Here is an 18,662-nt window from a genome sequence, read left to right as displayed (position 1 = left end):
GGCTTTGAATCTGGTGTCCCAGGGCCGGTTCGAACGGCCAACCTTCCCCTTAGGAGGGGGATGCTCTATCCAATTGAGCTACTGGGACAAATGACAGCCGTCGAACCATGGGCATGGCGACGGACGGCGTGCATGTTAACGGTCAGGGTAGGTTTTGTCATGTCGTCCGTGGGCTTTTTGAGTGTAGGCCTATACCTCTGTGAATGATCCTGGTTTGGCCCTGCAAACACGGGCGCCCATGGCCGTCGTGCAAATTGCACTCCCCCAAAACGCCATCATTGCAAATTGCAACCTTTCCACCCTATGAAGTAGACTCAACCTGTTGATTTTATTGAGTTATTGGATTGGCACGACACCTGCAATACCTCTCCTACAAACCCAACAAGCCACGGCGTTGAGCGGAGAACATAATCATGAACAGTGCCCTTCTGTTAGCCCTTAACACCGTAGCCTTGGCTGCATTGGTCACGTTTCACTTCCAGTCTACAGGCGCCAACGACCCGGCGCAGATCAGCCAGGCCGTGCCGCACCACCTGCAGCAACGTCCGCAACTGGCGGTCATGACGCCGAACGCGCAGTCGCCAATCCGCCTGGCCCAGGGCACCCAATCGGCACCTGCGTCTGAACACTGGGTTTTCTGAGGAAGTCGTTGATGAACAAATTCGCCTGGCTGTTTCTCTGCCTGACTGCGTTGGCCGTCGTTCTGGGCATGGGCACCGAGTCCACAGACAGCCAAACCACCGCATTCATCGCCAGCGGCGTATTTGCCAGCCTTCTGGTGCTGACCCTGATTCTAGGTCGTCGCATCAAATTCGATCCCGTCCTGCGCTAACCCCCCATCACCTGCCTCTCGCCTACCTTATGTCGCCTGACCCTCGCTAATCGGCAAATTGCCACTAGTCTTAAAACTAAGGGCAAAAGGCCACTTTGCGATAGGATGTGCGGCCTCAAACCCTGTGGTGGCCTGGACTGACGGGAAGTTCCCTCGCGGATTTACGCGTTGAAAAGTTTTCCAACCAGTCCGCAAAAATGCAAATGAGTGCTGGCATAAAGCCTTTAGGCAGTTCAATATTTGTCACAGAATTGACGCCAAGGAAATGTCAAATCTGAGGCATGATGCGGCCTCTTTGCAATTCAGGTTGAACTTTGGTCGTGAGCCTTGTCTTAACACTCATCTTGCGGCCAATTCCAAAAACCGCTCCCCTGAACTAACCGGTTAAATATATGCGCCCATTGAAACAGGCAATTTATTCCAGCCGTACGGCTGACAAGTTCGTCGTACGTCTGCCAGACGGAATGCGGGAACGCATTGCCGAGGTGGCTCGCAATCATCACCGCAGCATGAACTCCGAAATCATCGCTCGCCTGGAACAAAGCCTCATTCAGGAAGGTGCGCTGGGCGACGAGTTGAGCATGCGCCTGGACAGCCCAGAGCTGTCGCTGCACGAACGCGAACTGCTGCAGCGTTTTCGTCAGCTCTCCCACCGCCAGCAAAATGCTCTCGTCTCGCTTATCGCGCATGACGTTGAGGCGGCCGCAGAAGCCAATTGATTTGCAGCTGAAAGCCGAAGCCAGCCATGTGCTGGCTTTTTTTTGCCTGGGATTTTTTGTAGGAGCCGGCTTGCCGGCGATCCGAGCGATGCGGTCTATGAGTTAAACCGAGGGGATGCGATCGCTGGCAAGCCAGCTCCTACAGAGGAAGCCGGCGCGCCATGCAAGATCAGAGCAGGAAGATGGTTGCCAGGCCCAGGAAGATGAAGAAGCCACCACTGTCGGTCATGGCCGTGATCATCACGCTGGCACCCATGGCAGGGTCACGGCCAAGGCGGGCCAAGGTCATGGGAATCAACACCCCCATCAGCGCAGCGAGGAGCAGGTTGAGCGTCATGGCGGCAGTCATCACCACACCCAGCGACCAACTGCCATACAGCAGATAGGCCACCACACCGATAACCCCACCCCACACCAGACCGTTTATCAGGCCTACGGCAAGCTCCTTGCGCAACAGACGCGATGAGTTGGCCGTACTGACCTGATCCAGCGCCATCGCCCGTACGATCATCGTAATGGTCTGGTTACCCGAGTTACCACCGATCCCAGCCACGATCGGCATCAGCGCCGCCAGCGCCACCAGCTTCTCGATGGAGCCCTCGAACAGCCCGATCACACGCGAGGCAATAAAGGCGGTGATCAAGTTAACGGCCAGCCAGGCCCAGCGGTTATGCAACGAACGCCAGACCGAGGCAAAAATATCTTCCTCTTCACGCAGACCCGCCATGTTGAGGACTTCGGTTTCGCTCTCTTCACGAATCAGGTCGACGATTTCATCGATGGTCAGACGCCCGATCAGCTTGCCGTTCTTGTCGACTACCGGCGCCGAGATAAGGTCATAACGCTCGAACGCCTGGGCCGCGTCATAAGCATCCTCATCAGGGTGAAAGCTCACGGTGTCGCTGGCCATCAGGTCCGCAACTTTCTTTTCCGGATCATTCACCAGCAGGCGTTTGATCGGCAGCACGCCCTTGAGAATGCCTTCGTAATCAACCACGAACAATTTGTCGGTGTGGCCTGGCAACTCTTTGAGTCGGCGCAGATAGCGCAGGACCACTTCCAGGCTGACGTCTTCGCGGATGGTGACCATCTCGAAGTCCATCAGCGCGCCGACCTGATCCTCATCGTAGGACAGCGCGGAGCGCACGCGCTCACGCTGCTGAGTATCCAGTGCTTCCATGAGCTCATGGACAACATCACGGGGCAGCTCGGGAGCCAGGTCAGCCAGCTCGTCGGCGTCCATCTCCTTGGCCGCCGCCAGGAGCTCGTGATCGTCCATGTCGGCGATCAGGGTTTCACGAACCGAGTCAGAGACTTCGAGGAGGATGTCGCCGTCGCGGTCGGCCTTGACCAACTGCCAGAGGGTCAGTCGATCATCCAGCGGCAAGGCTTCGAGAATGTAGGCGACGTCGGCGGAGTGCAGGTCGTCAAGCTTGCGTTGCAGCTCGACGAGGTTTTGCCGGTGAACCAGGTTTTCGACCAGGTTGTTATTCGGGCCGTCCTGGCGATGCGTCAGGTCTTCGACCACGCGCTGGCGCTGCAGCAGCTCGATGACTTGAGCGAGGCGATCCTGCAGGCTTTCTTGTGTTTTCTTTACTTCTACTTCGGTCATAGGCGAACTCCACTCCCAGCAGCGGGGCACGCCGGAAGGATCAATCAGTCAATTCATGATTGGTAAAACGGGGTACTGAGTAACTACTGGGTAAGTCCATGGAGGTATTCCACAAGCCCCGGCGGGGCTGACGGGCGCAATGATACACCGCCCGGCCACTTTAAACGTTAAAAAACTGGAAAGAACAAGCGCTTGCGAGCCAAAGCTAAGCACTGGCTGCATCTAAGAACTGCGACGACGCAGCAGGAAAGGAAAACACATGGAGACAGGAGAAAAAGATGAAATCCTACACAAACCCCAGACGGCAAAAAGCCCGCACTAGGCGGGCTTTTTGTTTGTATGGTGCACTCGACAGGATTCGAACCTGTGACCGCTCGGTTCGTAGCCGAGTACTCTATCCAGCTGAGCTACGAGTGCATATTGTGTTTTTAGACCAGATCACAACTGGTTGTAACCGAATCACTTGCATTGCTGCAACTGACTCTTAAATGGTGCACTCGACAGGATTCGAACCTGTGACCGCTCGGTTCGTAGCCGAGTACTCTATCCAGCTGAGCTACGAGTGCATTTGTTGCCGCGCATTATAGGCCGTTCAATCTCTATGTAAAGCTATTTTTTCGTTAATTTTCAACAACTTAGCGAAAAAACCAGATTGCAACGTACTAAGCAAATAATGGCGGAGAACGGGGGATTCGAACCCCCGACACCCTTTTGAGGTGTACTCCCTTAGCAGGGGAGCGCCTTCGGCCACTCGGCCAGCTCTCCGCAACACGGGGCGTATATTAACCACGTTCATCCCCGTTTGCAAACATAAAAAACGATAAAAATTAAAGGCTTGGTTCTTCGTCCTTCTCTTTCTTGATCCGCAGGTAGATTTCCTCGCGGTGCACCGCTACCTCTTTCGGAGCGTTAACCCCGATACGCACTTGATTGCCTTTGACGCCGAGCACGGTCACGGTGATTTCGCCATCACCGATAATCAGGCTTTCTGCGCAACGACGAGTCAGAATCAGCATACCTTTCTCCTCACGCATTTCAGTTCAGGAACAACAGTCTGCAAAAAAAAGGCCTTCGACCTACAACCAAAAGGCCATAGCCCTACCGCCTAAGTATTGTCGAGCGCACGCAAAAGAACATACGCCCTACAAAAAAAGGAAAGGCGCGGTAAACCGCGCCTTCCTGGCACTGCATCACTCGCCCTGTCGGGCCGGAGCGTCCAACTCAAAAGCGGTGTGCAGCGCGCGCACGGCCAGTTCCAGGTACTTCTCTTCGATCACCACCGAGACTTTGATTTCCGACGTGGAGATCATCTGGATGTTGATGCTTTCCTTGGCCAGGGCTTCGAACATGCGGCTGGCAACGCCGGCATGGGAACGCATGCCCACACCCACGATCGACACCTTGGCAATCTTGGTATCGCCGACCACTTCACGGGCGCCGATTTCCTTCGCGGTGTTCTGCAGGATCCGCTCCGCCGCATCGTACTCGTTACGGTGCACAGTAAAGGTGAAATCGGTGGTGTTATCGTGCGAAACGTTCTGCACGATCATGTCGACTTCGATGTTCGCGCCGCTGATAGGGCCCAGGATCTTGAAGGCCACGCCCGGGGTGTCTGGCACGCCACGGATAGTCAGCTTGGCTTCATCACGGTTGAATGCGATACCGGAAATGATCGGCTGTTCCATGGATTCCTCTTCATCAATAGTAATGAGGGTGCCCGGACCCTCTTTGAAGCTGTGCAATACGCGCAGCGGAACGTTGTACTTGCCGGCGAACTCCACCGCACGGATCTGCAACACCTTGGAACCGAGGCTGGCCATTTCCAGCATCTCTTCAAAGGTGATCTTGTCCAGGCGCTGGGCCACGGACACCACACGCGGGTCAGTGGTGTAGACGCCATCCACATCGGTGTAGATCTGGCATTCATCGGCCTTGAGGGCCGCGGCCAGCGCAACGCCGGTGGTGTCCGAACCGCCACGTCCGAGGGTGGTGATGTTGCCCTGCTCGTCCACACCCTGGAAGCCTGCTACAACTACCACGCGCCCGGCCTTCAGATCCGTACGGATTTTCTGATCGTCAATCTGCAGGATCCGCGCCTTGGTATGCGCGCTGTCGGTGAGGATGCGCACCTGGCTGCCAGTGTAGGACACCGCCGGCACACCGCGCTTGTTCAGCGCCATGGCCAGCAAGGCGATGGTCACCTGCTCGCCGGTGGACACGATCACATCCAGCTCACGCGGCAGCGGCTGTTGATCACCACTGATTGCCTTGGCCAGATCGATCAGGCGATTGGTCTCGCCGCTCATGGCCGACAGCACCACCACCAGGTCATCGCCGGCATCGCGGAACTTCTTAACCTTGTCGGCCACCTGCTCGATTCTTTCGACAGAGCCGACCGAGGTGCCTCCAAATTTCTGTACGATCAAAGCCATTTCTAAGCCGCCTCAGCCCGTAAAGGGGCGCCTAATATCCAATCAACCAGCACCGAGCAGCCCGTGACTAGACCACGGGCCGGTTAACGGTGCCTTAAATACCTGCCTCGACAAACGGCACAGTCAGGGCCAGGGCCGCGTCCAGGGCGCCAGCGTCTACACCACCGCCTTGCGCCATGTCCGGACGACCACCGCCCTTCCCGCCCACTGCCGCGGCGGCTTGCTTCATCAAATCACCGGCTTTGAGTTGGCCAGTCAGGTCCTTGGTTACACCAGCAACCAGAACGACCTTATCCTCATGGACACCGCCGAGCAGGATCACTGCGCGGCCGAGCTTGTTCTTCAACTGATCGACCAGGGCCAACAGCGCCTTGCCGTCCTGGCCATCCAGGCGTGCAGCCAGGACTTTCACGTCCTTGACGTCCACGGCCGAAGCCGACAGATCGTCGCCTGCAGCGCTGGCCGCCTTGGCCTGCAACTGCTCCAGCTGTTTCTCCAGGGCGCGGTTGCGCTCCAGCACAGCGGACAGCTTGTCGATCAGGTTGTCGCGACTGCCCTTGACCAGGGTGGCCGCTTCCTTGAGTTGTTCTTCAGCCGCATTCAGGTAGGCCAGGGCTGCTGCGCCAGTCACCGCTTCGATACGGCGCACACCGGAGGCCACGCCGCCTTCGCTGACGATTTTCAGCAGGGCGATGTCGCCGGTACGGTTGGCGTGGATACCACCACACAGCTCCACCGAGAAGTCGCCGCCCATGCTCAGTACACGCACGCTGTCGCCGTACTTCTCGCCGAACAGCGCCATGGCGCCCTTGGCCTTGGCGGTCTCGATATCGGTCTCTTCGGTCTCTACCGGGGTGTTCTTGCGAATCTCGGCGTTGACGATTTCTTCCAGGGCCTTGATCTGCTCAGGCTTGATCGCTTCAAAGTGGCTGAAGTCGAAACGCAGGCGCTGGCTGTCGACCAACGAACCCTTCTGCTGCACGTGCTCACCCAGTACCTGACGCAGCGCGGCGTGCAGCAAGTGCGTAGCCGAGTGGTTCAGCGCGGTGGCGTGGCGCACGTCGGCGTCTACCTGGGTGTCCACCGGCGAACCGACGGTCAGGTTGCCCGAAGCCAACACACCGTGGTGCAGGAACGCACCGCCGGTCTTGGTGGTGTCACGCACGTCAAAACGCCCGGACGCCGCCTTGAGGAAACCGCAGTCGCCAATCTGGCCACCGGATTCCGCGTAGAACGGGGTCTGGTCCAGGACCACCACGCCTTCATCGCCTTCATTCAATACGTCAACCGACTGGCCGTCTTTATAGAGGGCAACCACTTTGGCTGCACCCTGGGTGGCCTTGTAGCCGGTGAACTCGGTGGCCACGTCAACCTTGACCAGGCTGTTGTAGTCCATGCCGAAGGAGCTTGCCGAACGTGCACGCACGCGCTGGGCTTCCATCTCGCGCTCGAAACCGGCCTCATCGAGGGTCAGGTTGCGCTCACGGGCGATGTCGCCGGTCAGGTCCATCGGGAAACCGTAGGTGTCATAGAGCTTGAACACCACGTCGCCTGGCACCACGCTGCCTTGCAGGTTGGCAAGGTCTTGCTCGAGGATCTTCAGGCCCTGCTCCAGGGTCTTGGCGAACTGCTCTTCTTCTGCCTTGAGCACGCGCTCGATGTGCGCCTGGTTCTGCTTGAGTTCCGGGAAGGCTTCGCCCATCTCGGCCACCAGTGCCGCGACGATCTGGTAGAAGAAGCTGCCGTTGGCGCCCAGCTTGTTACCGTGGCGGCAAGCGCGACGGATGATGCGACGCAGCACGTAGCCACGGCCTTCGTTGGACGGCAGCACGCCGTCGGCAATCAGGAAGCCGCAGGAACGGATGTGGTCAGCCACCACTTTGAGCGACGCCTGGTCTTCATTGGCGCAACCGATAGCCTTGGCGGCCGCGGCCAGCAGGCTCTGGAACAGGTCGATTTCGTAGTTGGAGTGCACATGCTGCATCACCGCACTGATCCGCTCCAGGCCCATGCCGGTGTCGACCGACGGCGCTGGCAGCGGATGCAACACGCCATCGGCGGTGCGGTTGAACTGCATGAACACGTTGTTCCAGATCTCGATGTAACGGTCGCCGTCTTCCTCTGGCGAGCCCGGTGGGCCACCCCAGATATCGGCGCCGTGGTCGTAAAAGATCTCGGTGCAAGGGCCGCACGGGCCGGTATCGCCCATGGTCCAGAAGTTGTCGGAGGCGTACGGCGCGCCTTTGTTGTCGCCGATGCGCACCATGCGCTCGGCCGGTACGCCGACCTGCTTGGTCCAGATGTCGTAGGCTTCGTCATCGCTGGCGTAGACGGTGACCCAGAGTTTTTCCTTCGGCAGTTTCAGTACGCCGGTGAGGAAGGTCCAGGCGAAGTTGATCGCGTCTTGCTTGAAATAATCGCCAAAGCTGAAGTTGCCGAGCATTTCGAAAAAGGTGTGGTGACGGGCGGTGTAGCCGACGTTTTCCAGGTCGTTGTGCTTACCACCGGCGCGCACGCACTTCTGGCTGCTGACAGCACGGGTGTAGGCGCGTTTTTCCTGGCCCAGGAAGCAGTCCTTGAACTGGTTCATCCCCGCGTTAGTGAACAGCAGGGTTGGGTCATTGCCTGGGATCAAGGAGCTGGAGGCGACACGGGTGTGACCTTGCTCTTCGAAGAAGCGAAGGAAGGCTTCACGGATTTCTGCGCTTTTCATTAGGTTCTTCCACGGAGGCTGCGGCCAAAGGCCAGTGCGCAACATCATCAGACGAAGCGACGGCAAAGGGCCGCATTATATCGGCCCTTTGCCGGTGGTACAGCGTGTTTATGCGATAGAAACAGTCAATTAGACGGTCTGCACTGTCATTTTCGGGAAAAGTCGACGAATGTCTGCACGACTTGCTCGATCTGCGCCCGGCTGACGTCCAGGTGCGTGACCATGCGCAAGCGCGATGCGGCGCTCAACTTGATCCCGCGCTCGGCGGCAAAGGCTTTCAAGGCCTGGGCCTGGTCACCGATGTGTACGTAGACCATGTTGGTCTGCACCGGCTCCACGGTATAGCCGGCCTTGCGCAGCTCATCCCCCAGCCACTGCGCGTTGGCATGGTCGTCTGCCAGGCGCTGCACTTGGTGATCCAGCGCGTACAGCCCCGCCGCCGCAAGCGAGCCGGCCTGGCGCATGCCACCGCCGACCATCTTGCGCAGGCGCCGTGCCTTGGCAATCAGCGCCGTGGAGCCAGACAGCACCGAGCCGATCGGCGCGCCGAGGCCCTTGGACAGGCACACCGACACCGAATCGAAGTGCTGGGCAATCTCGCGCGCATCCACCCCCAGCTTGACCGCCGCGTTGTAGAGCCGCGCGCCGTCCAGGTGCAGGGCCAGGCCGTGTTCGCGGGTGAACGCGCGCGCGTTTGCCAGGTACTCCAGCGGCAGCACCTTGCCCTGCATGGTGTTTTCCAGCGCCAGCAGGCGGGTGCGGGCGAAGTGGAAATCATCGGGTTTGATGGCTTCGAGCACGTGGTTCAGGTCCAGTGAGCCGTCCGCCTGCACTTCCAATGGCTGGGGCTGGATCGAACCGAGCACGGCCGCCCCGCCACCTTCGTATTTGTAGGTGTGGGCCTGTTGGCCGACGATGTATTCCTCGCCGCGTTCACAGTGGGCCATCAACGCCAGCAGGTTACTCATGGTGCCGGTGGGCACGAACAGCGCAGCGGCAAAGCCCAGGCGCTTGGCGAGTTCGGCCTCCAGAAGGTTGACGCTGGGGTCTTCGCCATACACATCATCGCCGCTGAGGGCGTTGGCCATCGCGTCCCGCATGCCGGGGGTGGGTTGGGTCACGGTGTCGCTGCGCAGGTCGATCACAGACATGAAGCACGCCTCTCAAGGGTTGAGTAAGTTCCTTTTGTGAGTGATTACTGCGGGCAAAGCCGCGCAATATCAAGCCCCAACTGCATTCAATCGAATACCAACCAAACAAACCGATATAGCTTATCGATACAGCGGTCGTGCAGTTTTCGAAAAACCGTGTTAAAAACTCTCCGCCGTCAGGGTTCTGGCGGCAACGTTCTCAGGGCGGGGTGCAATTCCCCACCGGCGGTAATTGCACGCAATGTGCATAGCCCGCGAGCGCTTGGCGCCTCGAACTGCTCACGCAGGACGGCGACAAGGTCAGCAGACCCGGTGTGATCCCGGGGCCGACGGTCATAGTCCGGATGAAGAGAGAACGGGATTGGCACCTAAGGGCCGCGCACGACGTGTGTTTGCGTACCCTTAAATCCCATTCGATTCATAACGCCCTGTTTTTTTCTTAAACAGGAGTCAGAACATGCAACCCACCGCAATCGACAGCAAAAGCAAACACCATCACGGCGAACGTATCGCGTTTATCCAGGCCTGCTGGCACAAGGATATTGTCGACCAGAGCCGTAAGGGCTTCCTCGCCGAAATCATCGCCCAGGGCTACCAGGAATCGGACATCGACTTCTTCGAAGTCGGCGGCGCCTTTGAAATGCCCCTGCACGCCAAGCTGCTGGCAAAGACCGGTCGTTATGCCGGCATTGTCGCCGCCGCGCTGGTGGTGGACGGTGGCATTTACCGTCACGAATTCGTCGCCCAATCGGTGGTCAGCGGCCTGATGCAGGTGCAATTGGAAACCGAAGTACCGGTGTTCTCGGTGTCCCTGACCCCGCATCACTTCCACGCCGGTAGCGAGCACCACACCTTCTTCTACGAGCACTTCGTGCACAAGGGCCAGGAAGCTGCGCGGACCTGCGCCGATACGCTGAAGAAAGTCCGCGCGATCCGTCGCAGCGAAGAGCCGCAAAAACTGGCGGTTTGATTCAACGCTCGTCCCCGCCGACCCAAGCGCCCCGCTCCCATGAGCGGGGCGTTTTGCTTCAATTAACTACCGCCCCGCCCTCCGCTACCTGCGGTCTAGTGAGTGCTGTGCCGAATAACGGCCACATCATTTTTCACTGGAGCGTAACGTCTATGAATCACACGCATCAATTTCACCGCCTCTCCGAACAAGACTTCGCCCGTGCCATACGTATCAACGGGGACACAACCTCCTCAACCCCTACGGTAATGACCGAACCCAATGGCGCCACAGGATCCATCACACGCACCACCCACCTGATTTACCAGGGTGAACGGCTGGAGGTTTCGCGATGCAAAGATGGATTGCGGGATATATTGGATTTCGTCGCCAAAACGCCTGTCAACCACATTAACGTTTACCCCAATCAATTTTCTAACGGCCCTTTTGCGAAAAAGCCCTTGATCGTCGACTTCGACGGCGAGTTGCTGCTGGTCGTCCCGTCCCATGACAGCCAAGTGATACGGTTCACGACCAGCGATGACGACGACCACATTCATATTCATCGACACTTACTCAATCCCGTTGAGATCCATACCAAAGACGGCAACGACCGCATCATTACTGAAGACGGATTCAGCGATATCTATGCAGGCGCGGGAGACGACGACATTACAGTGGCAGGCTACAGCCATGTCGAGGGTGGAGAAGGCAACGATGAAATCAACGCGGCGGGTCAGGGCCACTGCACCTTATATGGAGGACCGGGCGACGACACACTCAAGGGCAGCGACAACACTGCGGTGATCCTGGGGGGCGAGGGTAATGACACCCTGACTGGCGGCGGCGGACACAGCATTATTTGCGCAGGGCCAGGGGATGACTTCATTGAGGCGGGCACCGGCCACAACGTGATCTACACCGGTGAAGGCTCCAACGAGGTAGAGAAGCTCAAACCCACTGACATCACCTACCACAACGTGAAGAGCGAGCTGATCGTAGACTGTACGAACATCACGCCCGAGCAAATGGATGCCTTCCCGCCGGGGCAAATCGCGTCCCACGCTATTCAGCTTGAACCCAAACCGCTTGATCTATCGGCTTTCGTCATCAGCGGCAGTCCGTGGTTCGTTGGTCGGGCCAAAGATGACCTGTACCTGCTGAATGCTTCGCCCACCGGACAAAGATTGCTTTCAGTGCTGGAACAAGCCTTCAGAACCAGCGGCAAACCGATCACCATTACGGAGCTCGTACCACGCGTGAATGGTGAATTTATTCCGGATGACTCGTCAGCGGCTGAGCTGGCTTACATCGACCACCAAAAGGCCGGCAAACCAGCCTACGGCGGCCATATCTGGTACAGCGCCCGCAACGGGAGACTCGGGGCCCCGAGCGTCATCACGCTGTTTCACGAGCTGTGCCACGCCTACAACCATGTCACCGGCACAAAACTGCGCGGCACCAGTCTGGACGGGGTGGACCAGCATTACCCGAGAAACCAGATCGATAACACCGAACTGCAAGCCGTAGGGCTGCCGACAAGCGAGCAAGCCTTCGATTTTGACAACGATCCGAGCACGCCACCGACCAACACCAACCCGGAAACGTTCAGTGAAAACGGTCTGCGCAAGGAGCTGGGCTGGCCGCTACGTACGCAATACGCCATTGATTGATCACGCCAACGCACCATCGCCGCAGGGCACGATCAAAATCCCCGCCCGAAGGCCATTCTTTACCTTCGGGTTGGGGAAGATGATGCGCGCGCCCTCTTCCTCGATCACCCAGCGGGTCTTGGCCACGTCTTCGGCCAGCAGATAACCCTTGGCCAGCGGCGAAAAGTTTTCCACGTCTGCCGGCAGGTGCAGCAAGAAGGCATCGCTGTGCTTGATGACTTCGCGCGACACGGCGAACAGTTGCAAGCCATCGAGGCTGTCAGTCTCAGGCTCTGTGCCTTCGATGATCTGCTTGAGGCGTGTTTCCAGGCGCGACACATCCACGCCCTGGTTCTGCCCGAAAGGCCGGGCCTTGCCCAGTTCGAGGGTGAAGGCCTCGGCGTCGAGTTGCTCGTAGGTAAAGGCCGTGAAGGTGATCGAGGTCTTGTTCTGCAGCAGCACCGCTTGCATGCCGGCCGCGTTCAAGCGCGCCAGTTGGTGACGTGAATGCTGGCGACCTTCCTTCCACGGGTACAGGGCAAACTGCTCGATCTTCGAGCCGCGAATGGCCGTGTGCAGGTCGTAATGCAGGCGCGAACGGCCCGGCAGGCTGAAGAAACTGCGAGCCAATTGCTCCAGCTCAGCGGCGCGCATGGCTTCGGGGCCAATGTTTTTTTCATGCCGACCGTTGAACAACCGGTTGACGTCCAGTTCGAGGTAACGCTCGCCGCGGCGCATGGCCTCGGGGTTGCCGAACAGGAACAGAATACGGGAGCGGGGCTTGATCTCCCCACGGGCAATGCCATGCAACAGGCGGTCGAGCAGTTCGATCGGCGCGGTTTCGTTGCCATGGATGCCGGACGACAGCAGCAGGTCGCTGCCGTTGTCTTTCGCCTCAGGGGGGCGCACTTCGAGTGCGCCCTCGCTGAGCCAGCGCATCTGCACGCCGTCGACAGTCAGTTGAATTTTTTGCGCCGGTTCGCGACCGGCGAGGGTCAGTTCAAGCAGTTTGCCGAGGGCGAGCATAAGCAGCTTCCTTAGTGGTTGCAGCCAGGACCGTGGACGTGGTCGTCGTCATCACCTTCGACGTCGGCCGGCTCCATCTCCAGTTGCAGGCTCATCAGGTTGGTGGCCAGCGGGCGCATCAGCAGGTTGGCGTACTCGGCGTCGCCTTCTTCCACGTCCACGCCGATCAGCAGTTGGCCACGGCCGTCGTGCTGGATCCAGATTTCCTTGCCCTGCCAGACCACGGCGACGCGGGTGCAGGAAGTTTCCAGCTGGGTGCCGTCGGTGTCTTCAAGAATCAGTTTCAGGGTGTCGGTGGTCATAAAGTAGCTCTCGGCATTGGGCGTAAAAGAAGGTGGCGTTAATTGATCTGGAAAGGATAAACCGAGCCCAGTTTAAGGATTTGCGTCAGTTCATCCAGTGCCGTCCGGCACTCAAGCAGCAATTGCGGGTCCGCCAGGTCGGTTTCGCGCAGGCTGTCGCGGTAGTGCTTGTCGACCCACTGGGTCAGCGTGTCGTACAACGGCGCGGTCATGATAACGCCTGGATTCACCGCCGCCAGTTCCGTTTCGTTCAACGCCACACGCAAACGCAGGCATGCCGGGCCGCCGCCATTCTGCATGCTTTGCTTGAGGTCAAAGACGTTGACTTCGCGGATCAGCCCGCCAGAGGCCGTGAGGTTTTGCAGGTACTGCCAGACACGTTCGTTGGCGCGGCACTCTTCCGGCACGATCAGCAGCATCGAACCATCAGGGCGGCTCAGCAACTGGCTGTTGAACAGGTAGGAACGCACCGCGTCCTCGACGCTGACCTGGGCCCGCGGTACGCAGACGGACTGGAAGTTGCCGCCCAGCTTGGCCAACTTGCCATGCAGCTCGCCCAGCATCTGCTCGGTATTGAGGAACGCATCCTCGTGATAGAACAGCACTTCGCCGTTACCCACCGCGATCACATCGTTGTGGAACACGCCGGCATCGATCACCGCCGGGTTCTGCTGGGCATAGACCACGCCGTCATCCTTCAAGCCGTGCAGGCGTGCGACGGCCTGGGACGCTTCGAGCGTCTGGCGCGCCGGGTACTTTTGTGGCGCCGGGTAACGGGTGTCGAAGGCGCTGCGCCCGTACACGAAAAACTCCACGCCCGCCTCGCCATAGTCGCGGCAGAAGCGTGTGTGGTTGGCCGCGCCCTCGTCACCGAACTGCGCCACCGCCGGCAATGCAGCGTGATGGGCGAAGTGCTTCTGGTCGGCAAACATCGCCCCCAGCACGCGGCTGGTGGTTGGGTGTTCGATGCTGCGGTGGTACTTGCAGTTGAGGTTGGCGGCGGTGAAATGCACGCGACCGTCGAAGGTGTCGGCACTCGGGCTGACGGTGGCGGCGTTGGCCACCCACATGCTCGACGCCGAGCAGCTCGCGACCAGCAGCGGCATGGCGTGCTTGGCGGCCTGCTGGATGACCTTGGCGTCGGTGCCGCTGAAACCGAGGTTGCGCAAGGCCGCCACATCAGGACGTTCCTGGGGCGCCAGCACACCCTGCACAAAGCCCATGTCCATCAGGGCTTTCATTTTCTGCAGGCCCTGCAACGCCGCTTCCTTCGGGTTGGAAGACTGCTGGCTGTTGCTTTGGGACGCGACATTGCCGTAGGACAAACCGCCGTAGTTATGGGTCGGCCCCACTAGACCGTCAAAATTGACTTCATAGGATTTCATCGGCGAGGCTCCACGAACATCTGTATTTTTATAGGCATCAAATTACTTGAACACACCACCGACCTAATGTGGGAGCGGGCTTGCTGTGGTGAGGGGGCTTGCCCCCCGACGGGTACACCGCCGAATTCTGGGGCTGCTTCGCAGCCCAGCGCGGGGCAAGCCCGCTCACCACAAAACCGGCTCCTACATTAGATCAGCGTAATGCCGGGGGTCAGGGTTGCTGGCACCACCAAGGTCGGGGTTTCCAACGAGGCCACCGGGTACGCGCAATAATCCGCCGCGTAATAGGCACTGGCGCGATGGTTGCCCGACGCACCTACCCCACCGAACGGCGCGGTACTGGCGGCACCGGTCAGTTGTTTGTTCCAGTTGACGATGCCGGCGCGGCTTTCCAGCCAGAACTGCTGGTAGCGCGCTTCGGAGTCCGACAACAGACCAGCGGCCAAACCGTATTGGGTGTTGTTGGCCTCGGCAATCGCCGCTTCAAAATCAGCGTAGCGGATCACCTGCAACAGTGGGCCGAACAGTTCCTCGTCTTCACGCTCGGTCACGCCGGTCACGTCGATGATGCCGGGGGTCAGCAAGGCGGCCTGGTCCTGAGGCTGAGTCATTTCCAGCAGCGCCACAGCGCCATTGGCGAGCATCAGCTCCTGGGCGTCCATCAACGCTTTGGCGGCGGCGAGGGAGATAACCGAGCCCATGAACGGCGCCGGCTGCTGATCAAACGCGCCCACCTCGATGGTCGAGCTGACCGCCACCAGGCGGGCCAGCAACGCATCGCCCCAGGCGCCTTGCGGCACCAGCAGGCGGCGGGCACAGGTGCAACGCTGGCCAGCCGAGATAAACGCCGACTGGATAATGGTGTAGACCGCCGCATCCACATCGGCCACTTCATCGACCACCAGCGGGTTGTTGCCACCCATTTCCAGGGCGAGGATCTTGTCCGGGCGCCCGGAGAATTGCTGGTGCAGATGATTGCCGGTGCGGCTGGAGCCGGTGAAGAACAACCCATCGATACCTGGGTTGGCCGCCAACGCGATGCCGGTTTCCCGCGCGCCTTGCAGCAGGTTCAACACACCCGCCGGCAACCCGGCTTCGATCCAGCATTGCACGGTCAGCTCGGCAACCTTAGGGGTCAGTTCGCTCGGTTTGAATAGCACGGTGTTACCCGCCAGCAACGCCGGCACGATATGCCCGTTCGGCAAGTGGCCGGGGAAGTTGTACGGGCCAAATACCGCCACCACACCGTGGGGCTTGTGGCGCAACACGGCGGTGGCGTCGCCCAGGGGGCCGCTCTTCTCGCCGGTACGCTCGCGGTAGCTCTGCACCGAGATCGCGATCTTGTTGGCCATGCTGGTGACTTCGGTGGCCGACTCCCACAGTGGCTTGCCGGTTTCCTCGCCGATGCAGCGGGCGATTTCATCCGCACGGCTTTTCAGCGTGGCGGCGAAGGTCTCCAGCACACTGATGCGCTCTTCCAGCGGGCGCCGAGCCCAGGTCGGGAACGCCTGGCGCGCGGCCTGCACGGCGGATTCGACCTGCTCGACAGTGGCGCCATTGCCGGCCCACAGTACCTGCTGGGTCACGGGGTTGCGCGACTCAAACCGTTCACCCTGGCCAGCCAGCCAGCTACCTGCGATATACAGCGAATTCATTATTTCGACTCCCGAGCAGCGGACAACGGTACGGCACGCACTTGATCACCCACCACCAGTTGCAGGCGCTTGGCGGTCTGTTGATCGACCACCAGCGTGCCTGCGGCCAGGCGGGCCGGTGCGGCGGTAATGCGGCAATCCTCGCGCTTGCGGTTATGGATCAGGAACGGCGTGGCGTCGTCCCCGGGTGTGCCGATGGCCAGTACCAATGACTGGCTGTCGCGCACCGCGCGGATCTTGGTGGTTTCACACTCCACCGCCGGGCCGGCGTCGAAGATGTCGACATAGCCCTGGTAGCTGAACCCTTCGCTCTTGAGCATGCTCAGCGCCGGCTCGGTGTCCGGGTGGACCTTGCCGATCACGTTGCGCGCATCCTCGGACAGGAAGCAGCTGTACAGCGGAAACTTCGGCATCAGCTCGGCGATAAACGCCTTGTTGCCCACGCCGGTGAGGTAGTCGGCCTGGCTGAATTCCATCTTGAAGAAGTGGCGGCCCAGGCTTTCCCAGAACGGCGAGCGCCCGGCGTCGTTGGACACGCCGCGCATCTCGGCGATGATCTTATTGCCGAACAACTGCGGGAACTCGGCGATAAACAGCAGCCGCGCCTTGGCCAGCATGCGACCGTTAAGGCCGGTGCGGTAATCGGCGTGCAGGAACAGCGAGCACAGCTCGGAATTGCCGGTGAGGTCGTTGGCCAGGAACAGCGTCGGAATCTCGCGGTAGATGTTCAACTCTTGGGAGGCGCTGACCGTCAGGCCGACCCGGAAGTTGTACCAGGGCTCACGCAGGCCGACGGCACCGGCGATGGCAGAAATGCCTACCACGCGGCCTTCGTCGTTTTCCAGCACGAACAGGTAGTCGGCATCGCCGCGCCCGGCGTCGCCGCGAAAGGTTTTCTCGGCCCAGCCCACGCGGTGGGTCAGGCGCTCTTCGTTGGCCGGCAAGGTGGTGAGGCCGGTGCCGGTGCTGCGCGCCAGATCAATCAGGGCCGGTAAATCGCTGCTGCGTACGGGACGAACGATCATGCTATCTCCTCGAACGGGCCGCTGTTGTCAGCCACCCGCGAAACTCTCTTTTTAAACCGCTACCAGGCGCACGCTCGCGCCTTCGCCAACACCCAGTGCTTCGGCCGCTGCCAGGTCCAACGTCACCGGTTTACCCGGCGCGTAGTCCAGCTCCAGCATTACCGCGCGGTAATCCTGCAACTGCGCGTTGCTCACCAGGTACTGGCGACCGACACCCTTGACCATCTCACCGATCTTCACCGGCACCACACGGCTCTGGGCGATCGAGCGAATGCCCGATACCCGTGCGTGCAGCGTCGGGCCGCCGTCAAAGATGTCGATGTAATGGTCGGTCTCGAAGCCTTCACGCATCAGGATGTCGAAGGTGATCTGTGCACGCGGGTGCACCTGGCCCATGGCTTCCTGGGCTTCGTCCGGCAGCAGCGGCACGTAGATCGGGTAGTGCGGCATCAGCTCGGCGAGGAAGGTACGGCTTTTCAGCCCGCACAAGCGCTCGGCGGCGGCGTAGTTGAGGTCGAAGAAGTTGCGGCCGATGGCGTCCCAAAACGGCGAGTCACCGTTCTCGTCACTGTAGCCGACGATCTCGGTCACCACCGAGTCGGCAAAGCGCTCGGGGTGGCTGGCGACAAACAGCAGGCGGCCACGGGAATTGAGTTCCGACCACGGCGAACCGACCAGCTCGGGCACCACATAGAAACTGGTGAGCAGGCTGTTGCCGGTGAGGTCGTGGCACTGGGAAAGCACGTGGATCTTGTTGTGGATCTTCAGCTCGCGAGACGCGTGCACGAAGGTCTCGTTACGAAAGCTGTAGAACGGCTCCGAGTAACCGGCCGAGGCGACGATGGCCGAGCAGCCGGCGAGCTTGCCGGTGTCGGTGTCTTCGAGCACGAAGAAATAGCTCTCTTCACCGTTGAAGCTCACCTCTGCCGCGAAGGACGCTTCGCTGGCGGCGATCTTGTCGCTCAGGCGTTCCACATCATCCGGCAAGGAGGTGACACCAATCGGGCTGTCCGCAGCCAGACGCTGTACCTCGCCCAGATCAGCCATTTGCGCGGGGCGCATCACCAGCATGGTGTCACTCCTTAACTCGAAAAACTCACAGAGGGAAAAATGCCGGATTTTCCTTTGTAGGAGCCGGCTTGCCGGCGATCGCATCACCTCGGTGTGGTTGTTACACCGTGGTGCCTGGATCGCCGGCAAGCCGGCTCC

16 protein-coding genes, 4 tRNA genes and 1 riboswitch are annotated in these 18,662 nt (G+C 59.8%); of the genes, 5 read left to right on the top strand and 15 right to left on the bottom strand.

The features are described from left to right. Nucleotides 1–11 precede the first annotated feature (11 nt). Nucleotides 12–88: transfer RNA gene (locus tag AC0IYN_RS17710), tRNA-Arg, on the bottom strand. A 325-nt stretch (nt 89–413) separates the two neighbouring features. Between AC0IYN_RS17710 and AC0IYN_RS17705 the strand changes: the two genes are divergently transcribed. The 3 genes from AC0IYN_RS17705 (at nt 414) to AC0IYN_RS17695 (ending at nt 1,551) form a co-directional block, all read left to right on the top strand. Continuing rightward, entirely contained in the window at nt 414–641 is a 228-nt protein-coding gene (locus tag AC0IYN_RS17705) for a hypothetical protein (RefSeq protein WP_457239417.1), read from the top strand. A gap of 11 nt (nt 642–652) precedes the next feature. After that, a complete protein-coding gene (locus tag AC0IYN_RS17700; RefSeq protein ID WP_406598137.1) occupies nt 653–832 on the top strand; it encodes a PA3371 family protein in 180 nt (59 codons plus the stop codon). A 392-nt stretch (nt 833–1,224) separates the two neighbouring features. Further along, nucleotides 1,225–1,551: an Arc family DNA-binding protein gene (locus AC0IYN_RS17695; protein WP_003175643.1), complete on the top strand. Its 327-nt coding sequence runs from the start codon at nt 1,225–1,227 to the stop codon at nt 1,549–1,551. 169 nt (nt 1,552–1,720) lie between these two features. Here the strand turns inward: AC0IYN_RS17695 and mgtE are convergent, their stop codons facing one another. The 8 genes from mgtE to ltaE all read right to left on the bottom strand — a co-directional run bounded on the left by mgtE (nt 1,721) and on the right by ltaE (nt 9,459). After that, on the bottom strand, nt 1,721–3,163 hold the full coding sequence (mgtE, locus tag AC0IYN_RS17690) for a magnesium transporter (protein WP_058427502.1): 1,443 nt from the start codon (nt 3,161–3,163) through the stop codon (nt 1,721–1,723). Between the two features lie 340 nt (nt 3,164–3,503). After that, nucleotides 3,504–3,580: transfer RNA gene (locus AC0IYN_RS17685), tRNA-Arg, on the bottom strand. Between the two features lie 72 nt (nt 3,581–3,652). After that, nucleotides 3,653–3,729 (bottom strand) — tRNA-Arg (locus AC0IYN_RS17680). Between the two features lie 108 nt (nt 3,730–3,837). Continuing rightward, nucleotides 3,838–3,928, bottom strand: a tRNA-Ser gene (locus AC0IYN_RS17675). 62 nt (nt 3,929–3,990) lie between these two features. Further along, entirely contained in the window at nt 3,991–4,179 is a 189-nt protein-coding gene (gene csrA, locus AC0IYN_RS17670; protein ID WP_003175645.1) for a carbon storage regulator CsrA, read from the bottom strand. A 174-nt stretch (nt 4,180–4,353) separates the two neighbouring features. Further along, nucleotides 4,354–5,595: an aspartate kinase gene (locus AC0IYN_RS17665; RefSeq protein ID WP_010208327.1), complete on the bottom strand. Its 1,242-nt coding sequence runs from the start codon at nt 5,593–5,595 to the stop codon at nt 4,354–4,356. A gap of 94 nt (nt 5,596–5,689) precedes the next feature. Next, a complete protein-coding gene (gene alaS, locus AC0IYN_RS17660; protein ID WP_100492277.1) occupies nt 5,690–8,308 on the bottom strand; it encodes an alanine--tRNA ligase in 2,619 nt (872 codons plus the stop codon). Nucleotides 8,309–8,454: 146 nt separating this feature from the next. Further along, nucleotides 8,455–9,459: a low-specificity L-threonine aldolase gene (gene ltaE, locus AC0IYN_RS17655; RefSeq protein ID WP_471842382.1), complete on the bottom strand. Its 1,005-nt coding sequence runs from the start codon at nt 9,457–9,459 to the stop codon at nt 8,455–8,457. Nucleotides 9,460–9,650: 191 nt separating this feature from the next. Continuing rightward, a riboswitch (FMN riboswitch) is annotated at nt 9,651–9,820 on the top strand. A 96-nt stretch (nt 9,821–9,916) separates the two neighbouring features. On the opposite strand from ltaE, the gene AC0IYN_RS17650 reads away from it, so the two are divergent. Together AC0IYN_RS17650 and AC0IYN_RS17645 are read left to right on the top strand one after the other, a co-directional pair. Beyond that, entirely contained in the window at nt 9,917–10,429 is a 513-nt protein-coding gene (locus AC0IYN_RS17650) for a 6,7-dimethyl-8-ribityllumazine synthase (protein ID WP_078049878.1), read from the top strand. Between the two features lie 152 nt (nt 10,430–10,581). Beyond that, nucleotides 10,582–12,081 carry a M91 family zinc metallopeptidase gene (locus AC0IYN_RS17645; RefSeq protein ID WP_471842381.1) on the top strand — a complete coding sequence of 500 codons (1,500 nt, stop codon included), beginning with the start codon at nt 10,582–10,584 and terminating at the stop codon, nt 12,079–12,081. On the opposite strand, the gene astE is transcribed toward AC0IYN_RS17645, so the two are convergent. The 6 genes from astE to aruF form a co-directional block, all read right to left on the bottom strand. Beyond that, entirely contained in the window at nt 12,082–13,086 is a 1,005-nt protein-coding gene (astE, locus tag AC0IYN_RS17640; protein WP_406598134.1) for a succinylglutamate desuccinylase, read from the bottom strand. It abuts the gene before it with no gap. Between the two features lie 11 nt (nt 13,087–13,097). After that, nucleotides 13,098–13,388 carry a hypothetical protein gene (locus AC0IYN_RS17635; protein WP_003214319.1) on the bottom strand — a complete coding sequence of 97 codons (291 nt, stop codon included), beginning with the start codon at nt 13,386–13,388 and terminating at the stop codon, nt 13,098–13,100. A gap of 38 nt (nt 13,389–13,426) precedes the next feature. Beyond that, nucleotides 13,427–14,773 carry an N-succinylarginine dihydrolase gene (astB, locus tag AC0IYN_RS17630; protein WP_471842380.1) on the bottom strand — a complete coding sequence of 449 codons (1,347 nt, stop codon included), beginning with the start codon at nt 14,771–14,773 and terminating at the stop codon, nt 13,427–13,429. Nucleotides 14,774–14,961: 188 nt separating this feature from the next. After that, complete coding sequence (gene astD / locus AC0IYN_RS17625) at nt 14,962–16,431, bottom strand: succinylglutamate-semialdehyde dehydrogenase (protein WP_458376826.1); 1,470 nt, start codon at nt 16,429–16,431, stop codon at nt 14,962–14,964. Further along, nucleotides 16,428–17,453 carry an arginine N-succinyltransferase gene (gene astA / locus AC0IYN_RS17620; protein ID WP_078049883.1) on the bottom strand — a complete coding sequence of 342 codons (1,026 nt, stop codon included), beginning with the start codon at nt 17,451–17,453 and terminating at the stop codon, nt 16,428–16,430. Before astA ends, astD begins: the two co-directional genes overlap by 4 nt. 51 nt (nt 17,454–17,504) lie before the next feature. Next, complete coding sequence (gene aruF / locus AC0IYN_RS17615) at nt 17,505–18,524, bottom strand: arginine/ornithine succinyltransferase subunit alpha (RefSeq protein WP_005790628.1); 1,020 nt, start codon at nt 18,522–18,524, stop codon at nt 17,505–17,507. Between the last annotated feature and the right edge of the window lie 138 nt (nt 18,525–18,662).

The sequence above is a fragment of the Pseudomonas sp. AC112 genome (genome assembly GCF_979253545.1).
The sequence above is the reverse complement of the archived record's forward strand: the minus strand, read 5'-3'. Positions and strand labels throughout refer to the sequence as shown.

Coding starts and splice junctions, on each gene's coding strand:
- AC0IYN_RS17705 (WP_457239417.1), top strand. CDS start 414: ATGAACAGTGCCCTTCTGTTAGCCCTTAACACCGTAGCCTTGGCTGCA.
- astA (WP_078049883.1), bottom strand. CDS start 17,453: ATGATCGTTCGTCCCGTACGCAGCAGCGATTTACCGGCCCTGATTGAT.
- AC0IYN_RS17695 (WP_003175643.1), top strand. CDS start 1,225: ATGCGCCCATTGAAACAGGCAATTTATTCCAGCCGTACGGCTGACAAG.
- astE (WP_406598134.1), bottom strand. CDS start 13,086: ATGCTCGCCCTCGGCAAACTGCTTGAACTGACCCTCGCCGGTCGCGAA.
- astB (WP_471842380.1), bottom strand. CDS start 14,773: ATGAAATCCTATGAAGTCAATTTTGACGGTCTAGTGGGGCCGACCCAT.
- AC0IYN_RS17650 (WP_078049878.1), top strand. CDS start 9,917: ATGCAACCCACCGCAATCGACAGCAAAAGCAAACACCATCACGGCGAA.
- ltaE (WP_471842382.1), bottom strand. CDS start 9,459: ATGTCTGTGATCGACCTGCGCAGCGACACCGTGACCCAACCCACCCCC.
- AC0IYN_RS17635 (WP_003214319.1), bottom strand. CDS start 13,388: ATGACCACCGACACCCTGAAACTGATTCTTGAAGACACCGACGGCACC.
- aruF (WP_005790628.1), bottom strand. CDS start 18,524: ATGCTGGTGATGCGCCCCGCGCAAATGGCTGATCTGGGCGAGGTACAG.
- mgtE (WP_058427502.1), bottom strand. CDS start 3,163: ATGACCGAAGTAGAAGTAAAGAAAACACAAGAAAGCCTGCAGGATCGC.
- alaS (WP_100492277.1), bottom strand. CDS start 8,308: ATGAAAAGCGCAGAAATCCGTGAAGCCTTCCTTCGCTTCTTCGAAGAG.
- AC0IYN_RS17700 (WP_406598137.1), top strand. CDS start 653: ATGAACAAATTCGCCTGGCTGTTTCTCTGCCTGACTGCGTTGGCCGTC.
- AC0IYN_RS17665 (WP_010208327.1), bottom strand. CDS start 5,595: ATGGCTTTGATCGTACAGAAATTTGGAGGCACCTCGGTCGGCTCTGTC.
- csrA (WP_003175645.1), bottom strand. CDS start 4,179: ATGCTGATTCTGACTCGTCGTTGCGCAGAAAGCCTGATTATCGGTGAT.
- AC0IYN_RS17645 (WP_471842381.1), top strand. CDS start 10,582: ATGAATCACACGCATCAATTTCACCGCCTCTCCGAACAAGACTTCGCC.